This window comes from Agromyces mariniharenae (assembly GCF_008122505.1).
Classification (GTDB): Bacteria; Actinomycetota; Actinomycetes; order Actinomycetales; family Microbacteriaceae; genus Agromyces; species Agromyces mariniharenae.
Genome location: NZ_VSSB01000002.1, coordinates 44,109 through 60,821 on the forward strand (window position 1 = coordinate 44,109; position 16,713 = coordinate 60,821).

15 protein-coding genes are annotated in these 16,713 nt (G+C 72.5%); 9 read left to right on the forward strand and 6 right to left on the reverse strand.

The window, feature by feature from the left end; translation table 11 throughout:
- Positions 1-24 precede the first annotated feature (24 nt).
- Positions 25-1,650, reverse strand: coding sequence for an NADP-dependent phosphogluconate dehydrogenase (gene gndA, locus FYC51_RS13490; RefSeq protein WP_420797250.1), 1,626 nt, complete (start codon positions 1,648-1,650; stop codon positions 25-27).
- Here gndA and FYC51_RS13495 point away from each other — a divergent pair.
- The 4 genes from FYC51_RS13495 (at position 1,613) to FYC51_RS13510 (ending at position 4,315) form a co-directional block, all read left to right on the forward strand.
- The gene (locus tag FYC51_RS13495; RefSeq protein WP_148734342.1) at positions 1,613-2,140 is read left to right on the forward strand and encodes a gluconokinase; all 528 of its coding nucleotides are present in this window, start codon (positions 1,613-1,615) and stop codon (positions 2,138-2,140) included. The two genes, gndA and FYC51_RS13495, sit on opposite strands and share 38 nt — an antisense overlap.
- A gap of 224 nt (positions 2,141-2,364) precedes the next feature.
- Positions 2,365-3,006: a 50S ribosomal protein L25/general stress protein Ctc gene (locus FYC51_RS13500; RefSeq protein ID WP_148734343.1), complete on the forward strand. Its 642-nt coding sequence runs from the start codon at positions 2,365-2,367 to the stop codon at positions 3,004-3,006.
- A gap of 117 nt (positions 3,007-3,123) precedes the next feature.
- Positions 3,124-3,753 carry an aminoacyl-tRNA hydrolase gene (gene pth / locus FYC51_RS13505; RefSeq protein WP_148734344.1) on the forward strand — a complete coding sequence of 210 codons (630 nt, stop codon included), beginning with the start codon at positions 3,124-3,126 and terminating at the stop codon, positions 3,751-3,753.
- Positions 3,754-3,811: 58 nt separating this feature from the next.
- A complete protein-coding gene (locus tag FYC51_RS13510; protein ID WP_148734345.1) occupies positions 3,812-4,315 on the forward strand; it encodes a hypothetical protein in 504 nt (167 codons plus the stop codon).
- A 70-nt stretch (positions 4,316-4,385) separates the two neighbouring features.
- Here FYC51_RS13510 and FYC51_RS19890 read toward each other — a convergent pair whose 3' ends face one another.
- Positions 4,386-5,123, reverse strand: coding sequence for an RNase H family protein (locus FYC51_RS19890; protein WP_148734346.1), 738 nt, complete (start codon positions 5,121-5,123; stop codon positions 4,386-4,388).
- A 108-nt stretch (positions 5,124-5,231) separates the two neighbouring features.
- On the opposite strand from FYC51_RS19890, the gene mfd reads away from it, so the two are divergent.
- Both mfd and FYC51_RS13525 read left to right on the forward strand, forming a co-directional pair.
- Positions 5,232-8,945 carry a transcription-repair coupling factor gene (gene mfd / locus FYC51_RS13520; protein ID WP_148734347.1) on the forward strand — a complete coding sequence of 1,238 codons (3,714 nt, stop codon included), beginning with the start codon at positions 5,232-5,234 and terminating at the stop codon, positions 8,943-8,945.
- Positions 8,946-9,110: 165 nt separating this feature from the next.
- Positions 9,111-10,304 (forward strand): cytochrome P450, encoded by a 1,194-nt coding sequence (locus FYC51_RS13525; protein ID WP_148734348.1) that lies wholly within the window; start codon positions 9,111-9,113, stop codon positions 10,302-10,304.
- Positions 10,305-10,332: 28 nt separating this feature from the next.
- On the opposite strand, the gene FYC51_RS13530 is transcribed toward FYC51_RS13525, so the two are convergent.
- Positions 10,333-11,532, reverse strand: a complete 1,200-nt coding sequence (locus tag FYC51_RS13530) for a Na+/H+ antiporter NhaA (protein ID WP_148734349.1) — start codon at positions 11,530-11,532, stop codon at positions 10,333-10,335.
- Between the two features lie 127 nt (positions 11,533-11,659).
- Here FYC51_RS13530 and FYC51_RS13535 point away from each other — a divergent pair, with 127 nt between their 5' ends.
- Both FYC51_RS13535 and FYC51_RS13540 read left to right on the forward strand, forming a co-directional pair.
- On the forward strand, positions 11,660-12,430 hold the full coding sequence (locus FYC51_RS13535) for a LysE family transporter (protein ID WP_148734350.1): 771 nt from the start codon (positions 11,660-11,662) through the stop codon (positions 12,428-12,430).
- A 16-nt stretch (positions 12,431-12,446) separates the two neighbouring features.
- Positions 12,447-13,220, forward strand: coding sequence for a nucleoside triphosphate pyrophosphohydrolase (locus tag FYC51_RS13540; protein ID WP_148734351.1), 774 nt, complete (start codon positions 12,447-12,449; stop codon positions 13,218-13,220).
- Here FYC51_RS13540 and FYC51_RS13545 read toward each other — a convergent pair.
- Positions 13,217-13,681, reverse strand: a complete 465-nt coding sequence (locus FYC51_RS13545; protein ID WP_222863282.1) for a DUF6194 family protein — start codon at positions 13,679-13,681, stop codon at positions 13,217-13,219. The two genes, FYC51_RS13540 and FYC51_RS13545, sit on opposite strands and share 4 nt — an antisense overlap.
- Before the next feature lie 50 nt (positions 13,682-13,731).
- Between FYC51_RS13545 and FYC51_RS13550 the strand changes: the two genes are divergently transcribed.
- Positions 13,732-14,496: a MerR family transcriptional regulator gene (locus tag FYC51_RS13550; protein ID WP_238476385.1), complete on the forward strand. Its 765-nt coding sequence runs from the start codon at positions 13,732-13,734 to the stop codon at positions 14,494-14,496.
- An 18-nt stretch (positions 14,497-14,514) separates the two neighbouring features.
- On the opposite strand, the gene FYC51_RS13555 is transcribed toward FYC51_RS13550, so the two are convergent.
- Both FYC51_RS13555 and FYC51_RS13560 read right to left on the reverse strand, forming a co-directional pair.
- On the reverse strand, positions 14,515-15,654 hold the full coding sequence (locus FYC51_RS13555) for an ABC transporter permease (protein WP_238476386.1): 1,140 nt from the start codon (positions 15,652-15,654) through the stop codon (positions 14,515-14,517).
- A complete protein-coding gene (locus tag FYC51_RS13560; RefSeq protein ID WP_148734352.1) occupies positions 15,651-16,622 on the reverse strand; it encodes an ABC transporter ATP-binding protein in 972 nt (323 codons plus the stop codon). The genes FYC51_RS13555 and FYC51_RS13560 overlap by 4 nt, the downstream gene beginning before the upstream one ends.
- Positions 16,623-16,713: the final 91 nt, after the last annotated feature.

Here is a 16,713-nt window from a genome sequence, read left to right on the forward strand (position 1 = left end):
GTCGCAGGTGCGCGTCGCGGGTCGCTAGTGCGACGAGGGCGTCGTCTCGATCTCCGAGCGGTCGCCCGACCAGAGCGTGTGGAAGACGCCCGGCTTGTCGATGCGCTGGTAGGTGTGGGCGCCGAAGAAGTCGCGCTGGGCCTGGATGAGGGCGGCGGGGAGGCGCTTCGCACGCAGGGCGTCGTAGTACGCGAGCGACGACGAGAACGCGGGGGTCGGGATGCCGGCCTGCGCCGCGGTCGCGACGACGCGGCGCCAGCTCTCCTGCGCGCTCGTGACGGCGTCGCGGAAGTACGGCGCCACGACGAGCGCGACGAGCGACGGGTCGTCGGCGTAGGCCTCGGCGATGCGGTTGAGGAAGCGGGCGCGGATGATGCACCCGGCGCGCCAGATCTTCGCGATGTCGCCCTTGTGGATGTCCCAGCCGAACTGCTCGGCGCCCGAGACGATCTCGTCGAATCCCTGCGAGTAGGCGATGATCTTCGACGCGTAGAGCGCCTGGCGCACGTCCTCGATGAAGGCCTCGGGGTCGTCGACGGTCCACTCGGTCGACGGGCCCGGCAGGTCGGCGGCCGCGTCGCGCTGGGCGCGCTTCGACGAGAGGCTGCGCGCGAACACGGCCTCGGCGATGCCCGACTCGGGAACGCCGAGCTCGAGCGCGTTCTGCACGGTCCACGCGCCGGTGCCCTTGGCGCCGGCCGAGTCGAGGATGACGTCGACGAGCGGCTTGCCCGTCTCGGCGTCGACCTGGCGCAGCACCTCGGCGGTGATCTCGATGAGGTAGCTCTCGAGCTCGCCCGTGTTCCACTCGGCGAAGACGTCGGCGATCTCGGCCGGGGTCTTGCCGGTGCCCGTGCGGATGAGGTCGTAGGCCTCGGCGATGAGCTGCATGTCGGCGTACTCGATGCCGTTGTGCACCATCTTCACGAAGTGGCCCGCGCCGTCGGTGCCCACGTGCGTGACGCAGGGCTCGCCGTCGGGTGCGACGGCGGCGATGGTCTGCAGGATCGGACCGAGCGTCTCGTAGGACTGCACGGTGCCGCCGGGCATGAGCGACGGGCCGTGCAGCGCGCCCTCCTCGCCGCCCGAGACGCCCATGCCGACGAAGTGGATGCCGGTCGGCGCGATCTCGGCCTCGCGGCGGATGGTGTCGTGGAAGTTCGCGTTGCCGCCGTCGACGATGATGTCGCCCGGCTCGAAGCGCTTGACGAGCTCGGAGATGACCGCGTCGGTTCCCGCGCCGGCCTGCACCATGATGACCGCGGTGCGCGGCGTGGCGAGCGAGGCGACGAACTCGTCGTAGCCCTCCGAGGCGGCGAACCCGGCCTCGGGGTGCTCGGAGGTGAGCGTGCGCGTGCGCTCGGGGGAGCGGTTGAACACCGCAACGGTGTTGCCCTCGCGGCTGGCCAGGTTGCGGGCGAGGTTCGACCCCATCACCGCGAGTCCGACGACGCCGATATTTGCTGATCCGTTTGCAGGCACGAAAGCTCTCCTCGTGAGTTCGGGGGGTCGCCAACCAGCGTACTGTGAGCGCGGCTCACCGTTGCGCGCTGTTGCGGTGAGGGCGGGGCGGCGGATGCCCCGGCGCGGCCGTTCGGCTACCCTGCCACGCATGACCGCCCCGCCATCGCCGCCCCGCCTCGTCGTCATGGGACCGAGCGGCGCCGGCAAGTCCGTGGTGGGCTCCGCGCTCGCGGAGCGCCTGGCGGCCCGGTTCCCAGGCCTCTCGTTCGTCGACGCCGACGACCTGCATCCCGCCGCCAACGTCGAGAAGATGCGCGCCGGCGTGCCGCTCGACGACGTCGACCGGCTCCCGTGGCTGCGGGTCGTGGGAGAGGAGCTCGCCGCAGGCGAGACCGGACGGGTCATCGCGTGCTCGGCGCTGCGCCGGCGCTACCGCGACGTCATCCGCGGGGCGTGCCCCGACGGGGCGTTCATCGAGCTCGTCGTGCCGACGGACGAGCTCGCCGACCGGCTGGGATCGCGCCCCGGCCACTTCATGCCGGTGTCGCTCCTCGCCTCGCAGCTCGAGGCCCTCGAGCCGCTCGGGGCCGACGAGGCCGGCGCCCGCGTCGACAACGTCGGCTCGGTCGACGAGGTCGTCGCGCGGGCGATCGCGGCCATCGAGCGGGGCTGGTAGACTCACCCCTTGGTCTCCCGCGTCAGCGGCGCGGGCGATCGACATACTTCGGCGAGGGAGGCCCGGCCATCCGCGAGAGCGGCGGGCGGGGCATCCGTGATCGACGCGGTGGAACCAGGCTTCACGGCTGTTTCCTCACGCATCAGCGCATGTCACATGCCGCGCGTTCGAGTCGAGACGACAGACACCCCCATCTGGGCCGCGAGCCCGCAAGGAGAACCACCATGGATGAAGACAACAAGGTCGAAGCCGGCACCCGCGACACGTTCGGCAAGGGTGCGGCGCGCAAGCTCCGCGCCACCGGCCAGATCCCGGCCGTGCTCTACGGCCACGGCACCGCGCCGCAGCACCTCACCCTCCCGGGCCACCAGGTCGGCCTCCTGATCCGCAAGGCGAACGCCGTGCTCGACCTGCAGATCGACGGCAAGAGCCAGCTCGCCCTCGTGAAGGACGTGCAGAAGGACCCGGTGCACCAGGTCATCGAGCACCTCGACCTCATCGTCGTGAAGCGCGGCGAGAAGGTCCAGGTCGAGGTGCCCGTGCACCTCGAGGGCGAGCCGTTCACCGGCACCATCGCCGACCTCGACGCGAAGACGCTGCTGCTCGAGGTCGAGGCGACCCACATCCCCGAGCGGATCGTCGTCGAGATCGAGGGCCTCGAGGAGGGCACCCAGATCCTGGCCGGCGCCGTCGAGCTCCCGAAGGGCGCGACCCTCGTGAGCGACGCCGAGACGCTCGTCGTCAACGTCCACGTCCCGCAGAAGGTCGACCTGGGCGAAGAGGCAGAGGCCGCGGAGGCCGAGGGCGAGGAGGCCGTCGAGGGCGAGGAGACCGCCGAGGAGGCTGCCGCCGAGTCCGCCGAGTAGTCGCTCGGCGCCCGCACGCGCACGGGGCCTGCGGCACCGCATCCGGGTACGCTCGGACTGCGGGCCGCAGGCCCCGCCCCGTTTCCCCGAATCCCGCGCCGTCGAGAGGAGCCGCCCATGGGCCTCCTCGACCGCCTGCGCTCCCGCCGGAAGGACGACTCCGTGGCCGACAACACCTGGCTCGTGGTCGGGCTCGGCAACCCCGGCGCGCAGTACGCCGCGACGCGGCACAACGTCGGCCAGTTCGTCGCCGACGAGCTCGCGTCGCGCATCGGCGCGACGTTCAAGTCGCACAAGACGCCGTCGCGCGTGGCCGAGGGCTTCCTCGGTCCCGGCGGCCCCAAGCTCGTCATCGCGAAGCCGAACAGCTACATGAACACGTCGGGCGGCCCCGTGTCGGCGCTCGTCAAGTACTACTCCCTGCCGGTCGACCGCGTCGTCATCGTGCACGACGAGCTCGACATCCCGTTCGACACCGTGCGGCTCAAGCAGGGCGGCGGCCACGGCGGCCACAACGGCGTGCGCGACGTGTCGAAGGCGCTCGACGGCGGCGGCTTCACGCGCGTGCGGGTCGGCATCGGCCGCCCGCCGGGCCGGCAGGACTCGGCCGACTTCGTGCTCAAGGAGTTCTCGAGCGCAGAGCGCCAGGCGGTGCCGAACCTCGTATCGGATGCCGCGGACGCCGTCGAGGCGATCGTCGAGCACGGCCTCGTGGCCGCGCAGCAGCGGTTCCACTCGCCGGCGTAGGGTTCAGCGAAGTCGGGGACTTGACCCTGCACCGCGGTGCAGGGTCGATGATGACGGCATGACCCAGTCACTGACTCACGTCTCCGTCAGCCCCGCCCTCTTCGCGAACCGGCCCGCCCCCGTCCGATTCGGGCGCGCAGGAGCGCTCTACGACCTCGTCGTGACGGTCGCGTTCGCGACGCCGTGGACCGCGACCGCGATGCTCGACCTCCAGCGCAGGATCCACACGGTGCTCGGGCTCGGCGGCGCGCCGCTGCCGGAGTTCGGACCGGTCGAGCTCATGTTCCTCAGCATGATGGGGACGGTCGTCACGATGTGGGCGATCGCCAGGCTGCGTCATCCGATCACGGACCTCATCGCGATCGACACGGTCGGCCGCGTAGCGTTCTCGGCATGGATGGTCGTCGCACTGGCCTCGGGAGCGAGCGCCCTGCTCGCGGTGTTCCTCGTACTGGAGCTGGCCTGGGCGGTGCTGCAGGCCGCGGGCCTCGTGGCGCAGTGGCGGGGTCGGCGGATGTCGTCCTCGCGGACGGCGACGGCGCCGGCGCCGGCGCCGGCGTGATGTTCACGTCCGACCTCGCCGCTGCGGCGGGCGTGCCCGTCAGCACCCCGTGATCGACGCCCTCGGTCGGTCAGATCAGTCCGCGCAGGAACTCCTCGGGTGAGACGCCTGCGGCACGCGCCCGTTCGACGAGCCGCATGTGCTCCTCGGTCGTGAGCTCGAGCGAGAGCGTGGTCCAGTCGGCGGCCGGGTCGTCGAAGTCGAAGAGCGTCGCGTCCTCCGCGGCGCGGTCCTCGAGCGCGGTCGCGGCGGGGGCGGTCGGCGCTGCAGGGGTCACGGATGCCGCGGGCGCGGGCGCGCGCGCCTCCGCGACGCGCGGTGCCGCGGCATCCGTCGCCGGCTCGCACTCGCCCGTCCACCCGGGGCCGCTCGGCACGTCGGAACCCTGCTGGTAGGCGAGCGCGACCGCGCGGGCGCGCTCGTCGGCCGCCTCGTTGGCCGGATGCCCTGCGTGCCCGCGCACCCACTCGAACCGGTAGCGGCGACCCTGGGTCGCCGCGTCGAGCGCCTGCAGCAGCTCGAGGTTGAGCACCGGCTTGCCGTCGGCCTTGCGCCAGCCCTTGCGCTTCCAGCCGGCCATCCACTTCGTGACGGCGTTGATCACGTACTGGCTGTCGCACTGCACGAGCAGCTCGTCGTCGAGGTGCGCCGTCGCGCGGAACAGCTCGAGCACGGCGGTGAGCTCGCCCTGGTTGTTCGTGCCACGTGGCCAGCCGCCGGCCGCCCAGCACGTGTCGTCGACGTACCAGGCCCAACCGGCGGGGCCCGGGTTGCCGAGGGCGGATCCGTCAGCTGCGGCGATGATCATGCAGGGTGTCCTTCCGTCCGGCGCTCATGCTAGCGGGAGCGGGCGTCACGCGTTTCGCCCGGAGCGCACTCCGGATGCCGCGTCGGAGGGCCCGCGTAGACTCGTACGGTGATCCTGCAGGGCTTGAACACGGCGCTTTCGCGCGCCTCCACGATCGACGGCGCACTCGCCGAAGCCCTGCGGAACGCGGACTTCTCGTCACCGGCCGGGCTCGATGCGCCCCTGCTCGCGGGGCTCCTCGCCCGGCGCGCCGAGGCGGGGCTGCCGCCCGCGCTCCTCGTCGTCACGGCGACGAGCCGCGAGGGCGAGTCGGTGCGCTCGTCGATCGCGCCGTACCTCGACGACGCCGAGATCCTCGAGTTCCCCGCCTGGGAGACGCTGCCGCACGAGCGGCTGAGCCCGTCGGCCGAGACGGTCGGGCGCCGGCTGCACGCCCTGCGCCGCATGCACGAATGGGCCGACGAGGGCGCGCGGCATCCGCTCGTCGTGGTCGCGTCGGTGCGCGCCGCGCTGCAGCCGCTCGCCGACAACCTCGCCGGACTCGCGCCGATCGAGCTCGTCGCCGGCGGTCGCGGCTACGACCTCGCCGAACTCGCGGCGCGGCTCGTCGACCTCGCCTACGCGCGCGTCGACATGGTCGCCCGGCGCGGCGAGTTCGCGGTGCGCGGCGGCATCCTCGACGTGTTCCCGCCGACCGCCGACCACCCCGTGCGCGTGGAGTTCTTCGGCGACGAGGTCGAGGAGCTGCGAGCGTTCTCCGTCGCCGACCAGCGATCGCTGCCCGAGCCGGTCGAGCGCGTGGCGCTCGCGCCGAGCCGGGAGCTGCTGCTGACGCCGTCGGTGCGCCAGCGCGCCCGCGAGATGGTGCACGAGTTCCCGAGCCTCGCCGGCATGCTCGAGAAGATCGCGGAGGGCATCCCCGTCGAGGGCATGGAGTCGCTCGCCCCGGCGTTGCTCGAACGACTCGTCCCGCTCGCCCACTACCTGCCAGAGGGCGCCGCGGTCGCCGTGCTGCAGCCCGAGCGCGTCACCGGTCGCGCGGTGAGCCTCGCCGAGACGAACCGGGAGTTCCTGGGCGCCGCGTGGAGCGCCGCCACGGCGGGCGCCGAGGCGCCGATCGACCTCGCGGCGGGCGACTTCCTCACGGTCCGCGAGTTCCGCCAGGCGACGCTGTTCAGCGCGCCCGGCGAGCCCGACCCGCGCCGCGCGTGGTGGACGTTCTCGGGCTTCGACCTCGGCGACGCCGCGGCGGTCGTCGCGGCATCCGGCGACGACGAGGCCGCGGCGGCAGCGGCTGCGGCCGCATCCGACTACGTGCGCGTGGCCGCCAACGCGATGCCGAGCTTCGCCGGCAACGTCGCGGGCGCCATCGACCACGCCGCCGAGCGGCTGCGCGACGGGTGGAGCCTCGTCGTGGCATCCGCCGGCCATGGACTCGTCGAGCGCGCACGCGACGTGCTCGCCGAGGCGGGGCTCGCCGCACGCATCGTCGAGTCGGTGCCCGCCGACCTCGAGCCCGGCGTCGCCTACCTCGTGCAGGCCGACGCCGCGCGCGGCTTCGAGGTGCCAGAGGCCAAGCTCGCGCTCATCGCCGAGGCGGAGTTCTACGGCCGCTCGGCCGGGTACGACACGCGGCAGAACAAGAAGCTCGCCACGCGGCGGCGCAACGTCGTCGATCCGCTGCAGCTCAAGGCCGGCGACCACGTCGTGCACCAGACGCACGGCATCGGCCGGTTCGTCGAGATGGTGCAGCGCGAGGTCGCGACCGGCAGCCGGCCCACCGGGCCGAGTCGCACCGCCGGCATCCAGCAGGCGCCCACGGCCGTGCGCGAGTACCTGGTGCTGGAGTACGCGCCCTCGAAGCGCGGCCAGCCGGGCGACCGCCTGTTCGTGCCGACCGACCAGCTCGACCTGCTGAGCCGCTACGTCGGCGGCGAGGCGCCGTCGCTGTCGAAGATGGGCGGCAGCGACTGGGCGCAGGCGAAGGGCCGCGCGCGCAAGGCGGTGCGCGAGATCGCGGTCGAGCTCGTGAAGCTCTACTCCGCGCGCATGGCCGCGAAGGGCCACGCGTTCGGGCCCGACACCCCGTGGCAGCACGAGCTCGAGGAGGCGTTCCCGTTCGCCGAGACGCCCGACCAGCTGCAGACCATCGACGAGGTCAAGGCCGACATGCAGCGGCCCATCCCCATGGACCGTCTGCTCGCCGGCGACGTCGGCTTCGGCAAGACCGAGGTCGCCGTGCGCGCCGCGTTCAAGGCCATCCAGGACGGCAAGCAGGTCGCGATGCTCGTGCCGACGACTTTGCTGGTGCGGCAGCACCTCGAGACGTTCTCCGAGCGGTTCGCCGGATTCCCGGTGCACGTGCGCGCCCTCAGCCGGTTCCAGACCGACAAGGAGGTGCGCGAGACCGTCGCCGGGCTCGCCGACGGCACGGTCGACATGGTCATCGGCACGCACCGCATCCTCACCGAGAAGGTGTCGTTCAAAGACCTGGGGCTGCTCATCATCGACGAGGAGCAGCGGTTCGGCGTCGAGCACAAGGACCAGCTGAAGAAGCTCAAGACCAACGTCGACATCCTCGCGATGAGCGCGACGCCGATCCCGCGCACGCTCGAGATGGCGGTCACCGGCATCCGCGAGATGTCGACGCTCGCCACCCCGCCCGAAGACCGCCACCCGATCCTCACGTTCGTGGGCCCCTACTCCGAGCAGCAGGTCGCCGCCGCGATCCGCCGCGAGATGCTCCGCGAGGGGCAGGTGTTCTTCGTGCACAACCGGGTCTCGTCGATCAACCGGGTCGCCGCGCAGCTCGCCGAGCTCGTGCCCGAGGCGCGCATCGCGGTCGCGCACGGCCAGCTCAACGAGCACGTGCTCGAGCAGATCGTCGTCGACTTCTGGGAGCGCAAGTTCGACGTGCTCGTGTCGACGACGATCATCGAGACGGGCCTCGACATCTCGAACGCGAACACGATCATCATCGACCGCGCCGACAAGTACGGCCTCTCCCAGCTGCACCAGCTGCGCGGCCGCGTCGGCCGTGGCCGCGAGCGCGCCTACGCGTACTTCCTCTACGACCCGGCCAAGCCGCTGTCCGAGACGGCGCACGACCGGCTCTCCACCATCGCCGCGAACAACGAGCTCGGCGGCGGCATGCAGATCGCCCTGAAGGACCTCGAGATCCGCGGCGCGGGCAACCTGCTCGGCGCCGAGCAGGCGGGCCACATCGCGGGCGTCGGCTTCGACCTCTACCTGCGCATGATCGGCGAGGCGGTGTCGGCGTTCCGCGGCGACGTCGCCGAGGGCCAGACCGAGCTCCGGCTCGAGCTGCCGGTCGACGCGCACATCCCCGAGGAGTACGTCGACTCCGAGCGGCTGCGGCTCGAGGCCTACCAGAAGCTGTCGGCCGCGAGCGGCCCGGCGGCGAAGGAGGCGCAGATCGACGCGGTGCTCGACGAGCTCGTCGACCGCTACGGCGCGCCGCCCGAGGCGGTCAAGCACCTCGTCGCGATCTCGCGGCTGCGGCGCACGGCACAGCTCGCGGGGCTCTCCGACGTCATCGCCACGGGCTCGAAGCTGCGCATCGCGCCGGCGAAGATCCCCGACTCCCGGCGCGTGCGCCTCGAGCGCCTGTACCCGGGCGCCAAGCACTTCGCGCAGAACGACGTGATCCTCGTGCCGTTCCCGATGCCCGGGGGCGAGCTCCCTGAAGACGCCGAGCTCATCGAGTGGGTGTCGAAGCTCGTGACGGCGATCTTCCCGGCACCCGAGCCGGCAGCGGGCCAGGTGGATGCCGCGGGCGCGACGGCCGCGGCCGCGGGCTGAGTCGCGGCATCCGCTCGCGTCGGCCCGCGGGCCCGACGCCGTGCCGGCGCACGGCGCGAGCGTCGTCGTCACGAGTCGCGGCGAAGACGCTTCGACCGGGGTCGACGCCTGTGCCCGTGCAGGGCTCGAGCGTCGTCGTCACTTCTCGCGGCATAGACTCCGCCTGTGACCGATGCGCCCTTCCTCGACCTCGCCGACACGACCTTCGACGTCACCTCCGATGCCGTGCATCGCGCGCAGGACGACAGCTGGTACGCCCGGACCCCGTACGGATGGGCCGTCCTGCGCTACGAGGAGGGCACCGCGCTCCTGAAGGACCGGCGGTTCCAGCAGGGCAACGGTCGCTGGCCCGACCAGAACGGCATCCACGACGGACCCTGGCGTGAATGGTGGCAGGAGACGCTGCTGAGCATCGAGGGCGACGACCACCTCAGGCTGCGCCGGCTGCTGGGGCCGGCCTTCCGCAGCAAGGCCATCGAGGCGATGCGACCGCAGTTCCAGGCGCTCGCGAACGACCTCATCGACGCCTTCGCTCCACAGGGCACGGTCGAGTTCGTGAGCGAGTTCGCCGAGCCCTACTCGTCCCGCATCCTCTGCCTGCTGCTCGGACTGCCCGACGAGGAATGGCCGCAGGTCGCCCACTGGGCCGACGACCTCGGCAAGTCGTTCGGCATCAACGTGCGTCACGACCTTCCTCGGATCGAGTCGGCGCTCGAGGGCCTCACCGGCTACGTCGAGGAGGTGATCGCCGACCGTCGGGCCCATCCACGCGACGACCTCGTGACGACGCTCGTCGCCGCCCACGAGGAGGGCGACGCGTTGAGCCGTCGGGAGCTCAGTTCGGCACTGGTGTTCCTCGCGTTCGCGGGCATGGAGACGACCCGAAACCAGCTCGGCCTCGCGATGCAGACCTTCCTCGCGCACCCCGAGCAATGGGCGCTGCTCGCCGAACGACCCGACCTCGGCGCACGGGCCGTCGAAGAGGTCATGCGGGTCAACCCCACGGTCACCTGGGTCACGCGTGAGGCGATCGACGACGTCGACTTCAACGGCCTGCACGTGCCGAAGGGCGGGATCGTGCAGGTGCTCTCGCACGCGATCGGCACCGATCCCAGGGCGATGGGCGACCACGTGCCGTTCGACATCACGTACGACGATCGCCCGCTGCACAGCGGCTTCGGCGGCGGCGCGCACCACTGCCTCGGGCACTTCGTGGCGCGCACGGACATGAGCGTGGCGCTCCCGTTGCTGGCACGACGGCTGACGGATGTCTCCGCCGATGGTCCCGGCGAATGGCTCCCGGTCTCGGGCAACACCGGTCCCGTGCGGCTTCCGCTCCGATTCACGCCACGGTCCTGACCCGCGAGGCGGCCGCGTCGGCGTGCCGTCAGTGCGCGAACGGACCGCCCATGCCCGCGGGCCCGCCGAGTCGTCGGTAGTGGCGGGAACGCAGCGTCACGACGATCGCCGACAGGACGATCGCGATGCCCGAGCCGAGCAGCACGGCGAGCGTGCCCTCGTCGCGCACGCCGGGCAGCTGCGCGAACGCGAGCTCGTTCATGAGCAGCGAGACCGTGAACCCGATGCCCCCGAGCGCGCCGACGACGCCGAGGTCGGCGAACGTGAGCGGCGCGCCGGTGCGTCGCCGCACGGCCGAGGCGCCGAGCAGCCCGGCCGCGACGATGCCGACGAGCTTGCCGACGGGCAGGCCCACGAGGATGCCCCAGAACGCCGGGTCGAGCTGGCTCGGGGAGACCTGCGGCACGGCGACCAGGGCCGCCGAGAAGGCGAAGAGCGGCAGGATCACGCCGTTCGACCAGGGCTCGAGCGCGTGCGCGGCCCGGCCGGCCGGTCGCCGCGACATCACCAGGCCGAGCGCGACGCCCGCGATCGTCGCGTGCACGCCCGACCGGTAGGTGAAGTACCAGGCGAGCACCGCCAGCACGACGAGCAGCACGTTGATCGGCCACTGCGGTCGCCGCGAGAGGATCCACGCCGAGCGCGGCTTCATGAGCCGGCTCACCGCACCGAAGAGCGCGATCGAGATGCCCGCGAACCCGAGGTACGACAGGTCGGCGTCGGTCGTGAAGAAGAACGCGATGATGAGGATCGCGATGAGGTCGTCGAGCACGGCGAGTGCGAGCAGGAAGACCCGCACGCGCGTCGGGATGAACCGGCCGAACACCGCGAGCACGCCCAGCGCGAAGGCGATGTCGGTGGCGGTGGGGATGGGCCAGCCGTCGACCGTCTGGCCACCCGCCGTGAACGCGACGTAGATCGCCGCCGGCACGACGACGCCGCCGATCGCGGCGATGGCGGGCAGCATGGCCTTCGACAGCGAGTTGAGCTCGCCGATCACGAGCTCGCGCTTCAGCTCGACCGCGACGATGAAGAAGAAGATCGCGAGCAGGCCGTCGGTGATCCAGTGCCCGGTCGAGAGGTCGACGCGCAGGAACGGGATCTCGAGGTGCGCGTCCTTCATCGCGATGATGGATGCCCCGAACGGCAGGTTCGCGATGAGGAGGCCGAGCACGGCGGCGGCGAGCAGCAGCGCCGCGGCCACGCGCTCGGAGCGGAGGAACGACATGGGAGCCCCTGTCTGGCGAGGTGATTCGCCGGTCGGTGAACGGTTTCGACGCCGTCGCGTCGGCCGACCAGGCTTCCCGGCTCTCCGTGGGCGAGTCTAGCGACGCCGGCCGGGCTACGCTGTGGCGGTGTCGTTCTCGCTCTGGATCACGCTGCTCGCCGCGTGCTTCGTCATCAGCTTCACGCCCGGGGCGGGCGCGATCAACACCATGGGCAACTCGCTGAGCCACGGGTTCCGCCGCTCCATCTGGGGCATCCTCGGCCAGCAGGCCGCGCTCGTCGTGCACATCGCGATCGTCGCCCTCGGCGTGGGCGTGCTCGTGGCGAGCTCGCCCGTCGCGTTCGACGTCATCCGGTACGCGGGCGCCGCCTACCTCGTCTACCTCGGCGTGCGGCAGCTGCTCCGGCGGCCGGTCGCGGTCGAGCCCGCCGAGCGGGCCGCGGCATCCGAGGCGGCCGATGCGCCCGAGGCATCCGAGTCGTCCGAGGCATCCGGCTCCTCAGGACCGTCGGGTACGTCTCGCGCCTCGGAAGGATCCGAGGCGTTCGCCACGGTCGAGGTCGCGCCGGATGCCGCGGCGGTGCGCCCGCCGGCCGAGTCGCGCTGGTCGATGTTCCGTCGCGGCCTGTGGGTGAACCTGCTGAACCCAAAGGCGATCGTGTTCTTCCTCGCGTTCCTGCCGCAGTTCATCCGCCCGAGCCTGCCCCTGCTCCCGCAGTACGTCGTCGTGGCGGCGACCGTCGTCGTCGTCGACGTCATCGTGATGTGGGGGTTCTTCGCCCTCGCCGCGCACGGCATGCGCCGGTTCACCCGGTCGGCCCGCGGGCAGCGCATCGTCGACGTGGTCTTCGGCCTGCTCTTCATCGCCGTGGGCGTGCTGCTCGTCTTCCTGCACTGACGCCTATGCTGGCCGGATGAGCGCCGAACACCCGCGCCTCGAGGAACTCGTCGCGATCGTCGCGCAGCTGCGCGCGCCGGGCGGGTGCCCGTGGGACGCCGACCAGACGCACGAGAGCCTCGTGCAGTACCTCGTCGAGGAGAGCTGGGAGCTCATCGACGCGATCGAGTCGGGCGATCGCGCCGAGATGATCGAGGAGCTCGGCGACGTGCTCTACCAGGTGCTCTTCCACGCCGACATCGCCGCGCACACGCCCGGCGAGGACTTCGACATCGAGGACGTCGCGGCGCACATGACCGCGAAGATGGTGTCGCGGCATCCGCACGTGTTCGGCGGCGACCGCACGGCCGAGACGGCCGACGACGTCGTGGGCTTCTGGGACGAGCTGAAGGCCGGCGAGAAGCCGCACCGCACGAGCGTGCTCGACGGCATCCCGCGCGGCATGCCCGCGCTCGCCCTCGCGCAGAAGGTGCTCGGCAAGGCCGCGAAGGTGGGCGTCGGGGTCGCGGTCGCGTCGGTTCCGGATGCCGCGGGCTCGACGGATGCCGCGGGGTCGACGGATGCCACGGGCTCGACCGGTGCCGCAGCGCCGGATGCCGCCACGCGGCCGGAGCCCGCCACGGAGGCGGAGCTCGGGGCGACGCTGCTCGCGCTCGTGGCCTCCGCCCGGGCGCAGGGGCTCGACGCCGAGCGCGCGCTGCGCCACGCCGTGCGCGGACTCGAGGACGAGGTGCGCGCGGCCGAGGCCGCAACCGCCGACACCGCGGTCGACACCGCGTCGGCGGGTTAGGCGCCTGCCCGTCGCTCGACTCGGGCGCGCGCCGCGTCGTGCGCGCGGCGGAGGAACCCGAGCACGGTCTCCATCGTGCGCTCGCCGGGGACGACGACGCAGACCCAGCCGAGCGCGCCGTACACGGGATGCGGGTTGACGACGTCGGCCGCGGCGAAGTCCCGCGACCGCTCGAGACGCCTCGGCTCCTCGCCCGTGAGCTCGATGAACGTCGCGCGGTCGACGTGCACGTTCACGCGCCACCGGCCGACGGGGCCGAGGTCGGACGCGGTGTCGTCGGGGTAGTCCTTCGTGACGATCGTGCCGTAGGGCTGGGTGTGCTGCGGCATCCGCCCGTCGGGGGCGTAGTAGAAGAACGCGTCGCCCCACGCGAGCTCGGGCGTGCCGTCGCCGGGCCCGGGCACCACGACGAGGGCCCCGTCGAGGCCTTGCATCTGGTCGATGATCTGCTGCATGCTCATGGTTCAAGCATGTGCTTGAAGTGCATCTGTGGGGTTCGACGGGAGGGGACGTGGAGCGGCATCCGCTGCGCACCGCCGACGTCGCTCGGGCGTCGGGCTATTCGCTGCAGCAGGTGCGCGACCTCGAGCGACTCGGCGTCATCCCGCCTGCAGCGCGGGCGGGCAACGGCTATCGCGCCTACGGTCCGATGCACGTGGTCGCACTCCGCGCCTATCGTGCGCTCGCGTTCGCGGCCGGCCCGGTGGTCGCGCGGCAGGTGCTCGCCGGCGTGTGGCGGCAGTCGATGCCGGATGCCGCGGCTGCGATCGGCGACGTCCACGTGCGGCTTGCGCGCCAGCGCGACGAGGTGCTGCAGGCGCGGCGGGCGCTCGCCGCGATCAGGGCCGAGGCCGGGTCGACGCACTCGCCTCCGCCACCGGCGGCGGAGGATCGCGACGCCCTGTCGATCACCGAGCTCGCCGGGGCGCTCGACGTGCGCACGTCGACGCTGCGCTTCTGGGAGCAGGAGGGGCTCGTGCACCCCGACCGGATCACGTCGCTCCGGGCCCGGCACTACGCGCCTCACGCCGTGCGAGAGGCGAGGATCGTCGCCGCCCTGCGGCGCGCCGGGTACGGCATCCCCGCAGTGCGGGAGCTCATGGGTGCGCTCGGGCATGCCGACGGGCTCGGCGAGGCCGACCGCATCCTGCAGGTGCGCTTGGACGGCATCGCCGCGCGCTCGGTCGCGCTCCTGCGCGCCGGCTCCGACCTGGCAGAGGTGCTCGCCGCGATCGCGGGCGACGCGGCGGGGCACGACGCATCGAGGCCCGCCTGAGCCGGCTCCCGAGGCCGTCTACGCCACCCGGCTCCCGGCAGGCAGGCGCCGCGCCGGCACCTCGGTGCGCCGCCACGCCCAGAACAGCGCCCCGCCGCCGAGCAGCGCCTGGATCGTGAGGCCCACGAACCACGAGGGCACTGAACGGTCGTGGATCTCCTGCGGCGTCTCGGTGTCGCGCTGGACGTACTCGCCCGACGGGCGCCAGGTCGCGCAGTCGTCGATGAGCACGTCGGTCTCGGGCGCATGCTGCGCCGAGCGCACGCCGACCGCGATCCATCCGAAGAGGTCGCGCGGACTGCCGTACTCGTCGAACGTGCCCGGCGCGGCATCCGCCAGCACGACGTAGGGATTGGCGGCGAGGAAGCCCCAGACGAGGTCGAACCGCGGCGTCGGGTACTCGCGGATGACGGGCGGGAGGCACGGCGCCAGGCTGCCGGCCGGCGGCGGTCCGTCCTGCTCGAGCGCCTGCCAATCGACGCCGATGTAGGTCTGCCGCACGGTCGTCTGGATGGCGGTGCCGCCGAGGCCGAACGCGATGAGCGTGCCGATGCTGAGCGCCGCGACGACGAGATAGGTCACCGCGACGGAGAAGAGCGGCTTCGTGAGCACGCCCGAGAGCCCCACGCCGATCGCGGCGATGACGCCGAGCTCGATCGCGAGCACCAGGACCGAGACCATGATCGTGGCGGCCGAGACCTGCCCGAGCGCGACCGCGAAGACGAGGAACGGCACGGATGCCGCGAGGAACGCCAGCGCCGTGAGCCACGCCGCGATCCACTTGCCGACCACGAGCTGCGCCGTGGTGATGAGCGTGACCTGCGTGGTCGCGAGGGTGCCGGCGTCGCGCTCGCCGTTGATCGCGTTGCCGCTGAGCGCGGGGGAGACGAGCGTGCCGAGCAGCAGCACGAAGAAGACGATCGTCGAGAACACGCCGCCGCCGCCGTCGTCCCACGCGTTGGTCGCGAGCACGAGCAGCCCGGTGACGATCGTCACGAGCAGCACGAACACGCCGAGCAGCACGTACCAGGCCACGCCGCGAACGCGCTGCTTGAGGTCGAGCGTCACGACGAGCCACATGCCGGCGAAGAAGCCGTCGTCGGGGCTCGGGTCGGCCGGACGAGCCTGCACCGGCGTCGTCCCGGGTGCGGCGCTCATGGGCGGGCCTCGCCGTCGATGCGCGCCGCCGGGTCGGGGGCGGATGCCGCCGGCGGCGCCCCGGCGCGGTTGAGGTCGAGGAACACGTGCTCGAGGTCGCCGACGGCGGGTGCGAAGGACGAGACCGGCACGCCCACGCTCACGAGGTGCGCGAGCAGCTGCGCGGCATCCGCCTCGCTCGCGAGCGGCACGATGGCGCCGAGGTGGTCCACGTGCGCGACGGTGCCGAAGCCCGCCGCGATGAGCGCCTCGCGGAGCCGCTCGGGATGCAGCGCCCGGAGCCGCCACTGCCGCGCCGTGCGTCCGGCGGCGGCGACGGCGTCGGCCGCGGCGGTCACGCCGTCGGCGACGTACACGGCGGTGTCGGCCATCTCCTCGAGCTCGGCGAGCACGTGGCTCGACACGAGCACCGTCCTGCCCTGGCCCGCCAGGCGACGCACGAGGTCGCGCAGCGCGACGCGCGCGCCCGGGTCGAGTCCCGACGCCGGCTCGTCGAGCAACAGCACCTCGGGATCGTGCACGAGCGCGCGGCCGAGGCTCAGGCGCTGCTTCTGCCCGCGCGAGAGCACGCGCGTGGGCCGGTCGGCGAGCGGCGCGAGGTCGACGAGGTCGATGAGCTGCGCGGCGCGAGCGGATGCCGCTTCCCTCGACATGCCGTACATGCGGGCGCTCGTCGCGAGCGCGTCGCGCACGGTGAGGGCGGGCCAGGAGCCGAGGGTGTCGGGCATCCAGCCGATGCGCGCACGCACCTGACGGGGTTCGGTGACCGGGTCGTGCCCGGCGATGCGGATGGAGCCCGCGTCGGGCGCGAGGAGCGTCGCGAGCATGAGGAGCAGCGTGGTCTTGCCGGCGCCGTTCGGCCCGATGAGGCCGGCCACCTGACGCGGGGCGACCGAGAAGCTCGCGTGCCGCACCGCCTCCACCTCGCCGAACGAGCGTGCGACCCCCTCGACCGTGATTCCCGCCACCGCGCCGCCTCCGCCCCGTTCGCCACGTCGCAATCGGTCGAGTCTAGCGGCGGCATCCGACGTGGCGTCGAGAACGCGAGGAGTCTGTGGA

Coding starts and splice junctions, on each gene's coding strand:
- FYC51_RS13540 (WP_148734351.1), top strand. CDS start 12,447: ATGAGCGCCGAACACCCGCGCCTCGAGGAACTCGTCGCGATCGTCGCG.
- gndA (WP_420797250.1), bottom strand. CDS start 1,650: ATGACGACGAGGCGGGGCGGCGATGGCGGGGCGGTCATGCGTGGCAGG.
- FYC51_RS13530 (WP_148734349.1), bottom strand. CDS start 11,532: ATGTCGTTCCTCCGCTCCGAGCGCGTGGCCGCGGCGCTGCTGCTCGCC.
- FYC51_RS13495 (WP_148734342.1), top strand. CDS start 1,613: ATGACCGCCCCGCCATCGCCGCCCCGCCTCGTCGTCATGGGACCGAGC.
- pth (WP_148734344.1), top strand. CDS start 3,124: ATGGGCCTCCTCGACCGCCTGCGCTCCCGCCGGAAGGACGACTCCGTG.
- FYC51_RS13500 (WP_148734343.1), top strand. CDS start 2,365: ATGGATGAAGACAACAAGGTCGAAGCCGGCACCCGCGACACGTTCGGC.
- FYC51_RS13510 (WP_148734345.1), top strand. CDS start 3,812: ATGACCCAGTCACTGACTCACGTCTCCGTCAGCCCCGCCCTCTTCGCG.
- FYC51_RS13545 (WP_222863282.1), bottom strand. CDS start 13,681: ATGAGCATGCAGCAGATCATCGACCAGATGCAAGGCCTCGACGGGGCC.
- FYC51_RS19890 (WP_148734346.1), bottom strand. CDS start 5,123: ATGATCATCGCCGCAGCTGACGGATCCGCCCTCGGCAACCCGGGCCCC.
- FYC51_RS13555 (WP_238476386.1), bottom strand. CDS start 15,654: ATGAGCGCCGCACCCGGGACGACGCCGGTGCAGGCTCGTCCGGCCGAC.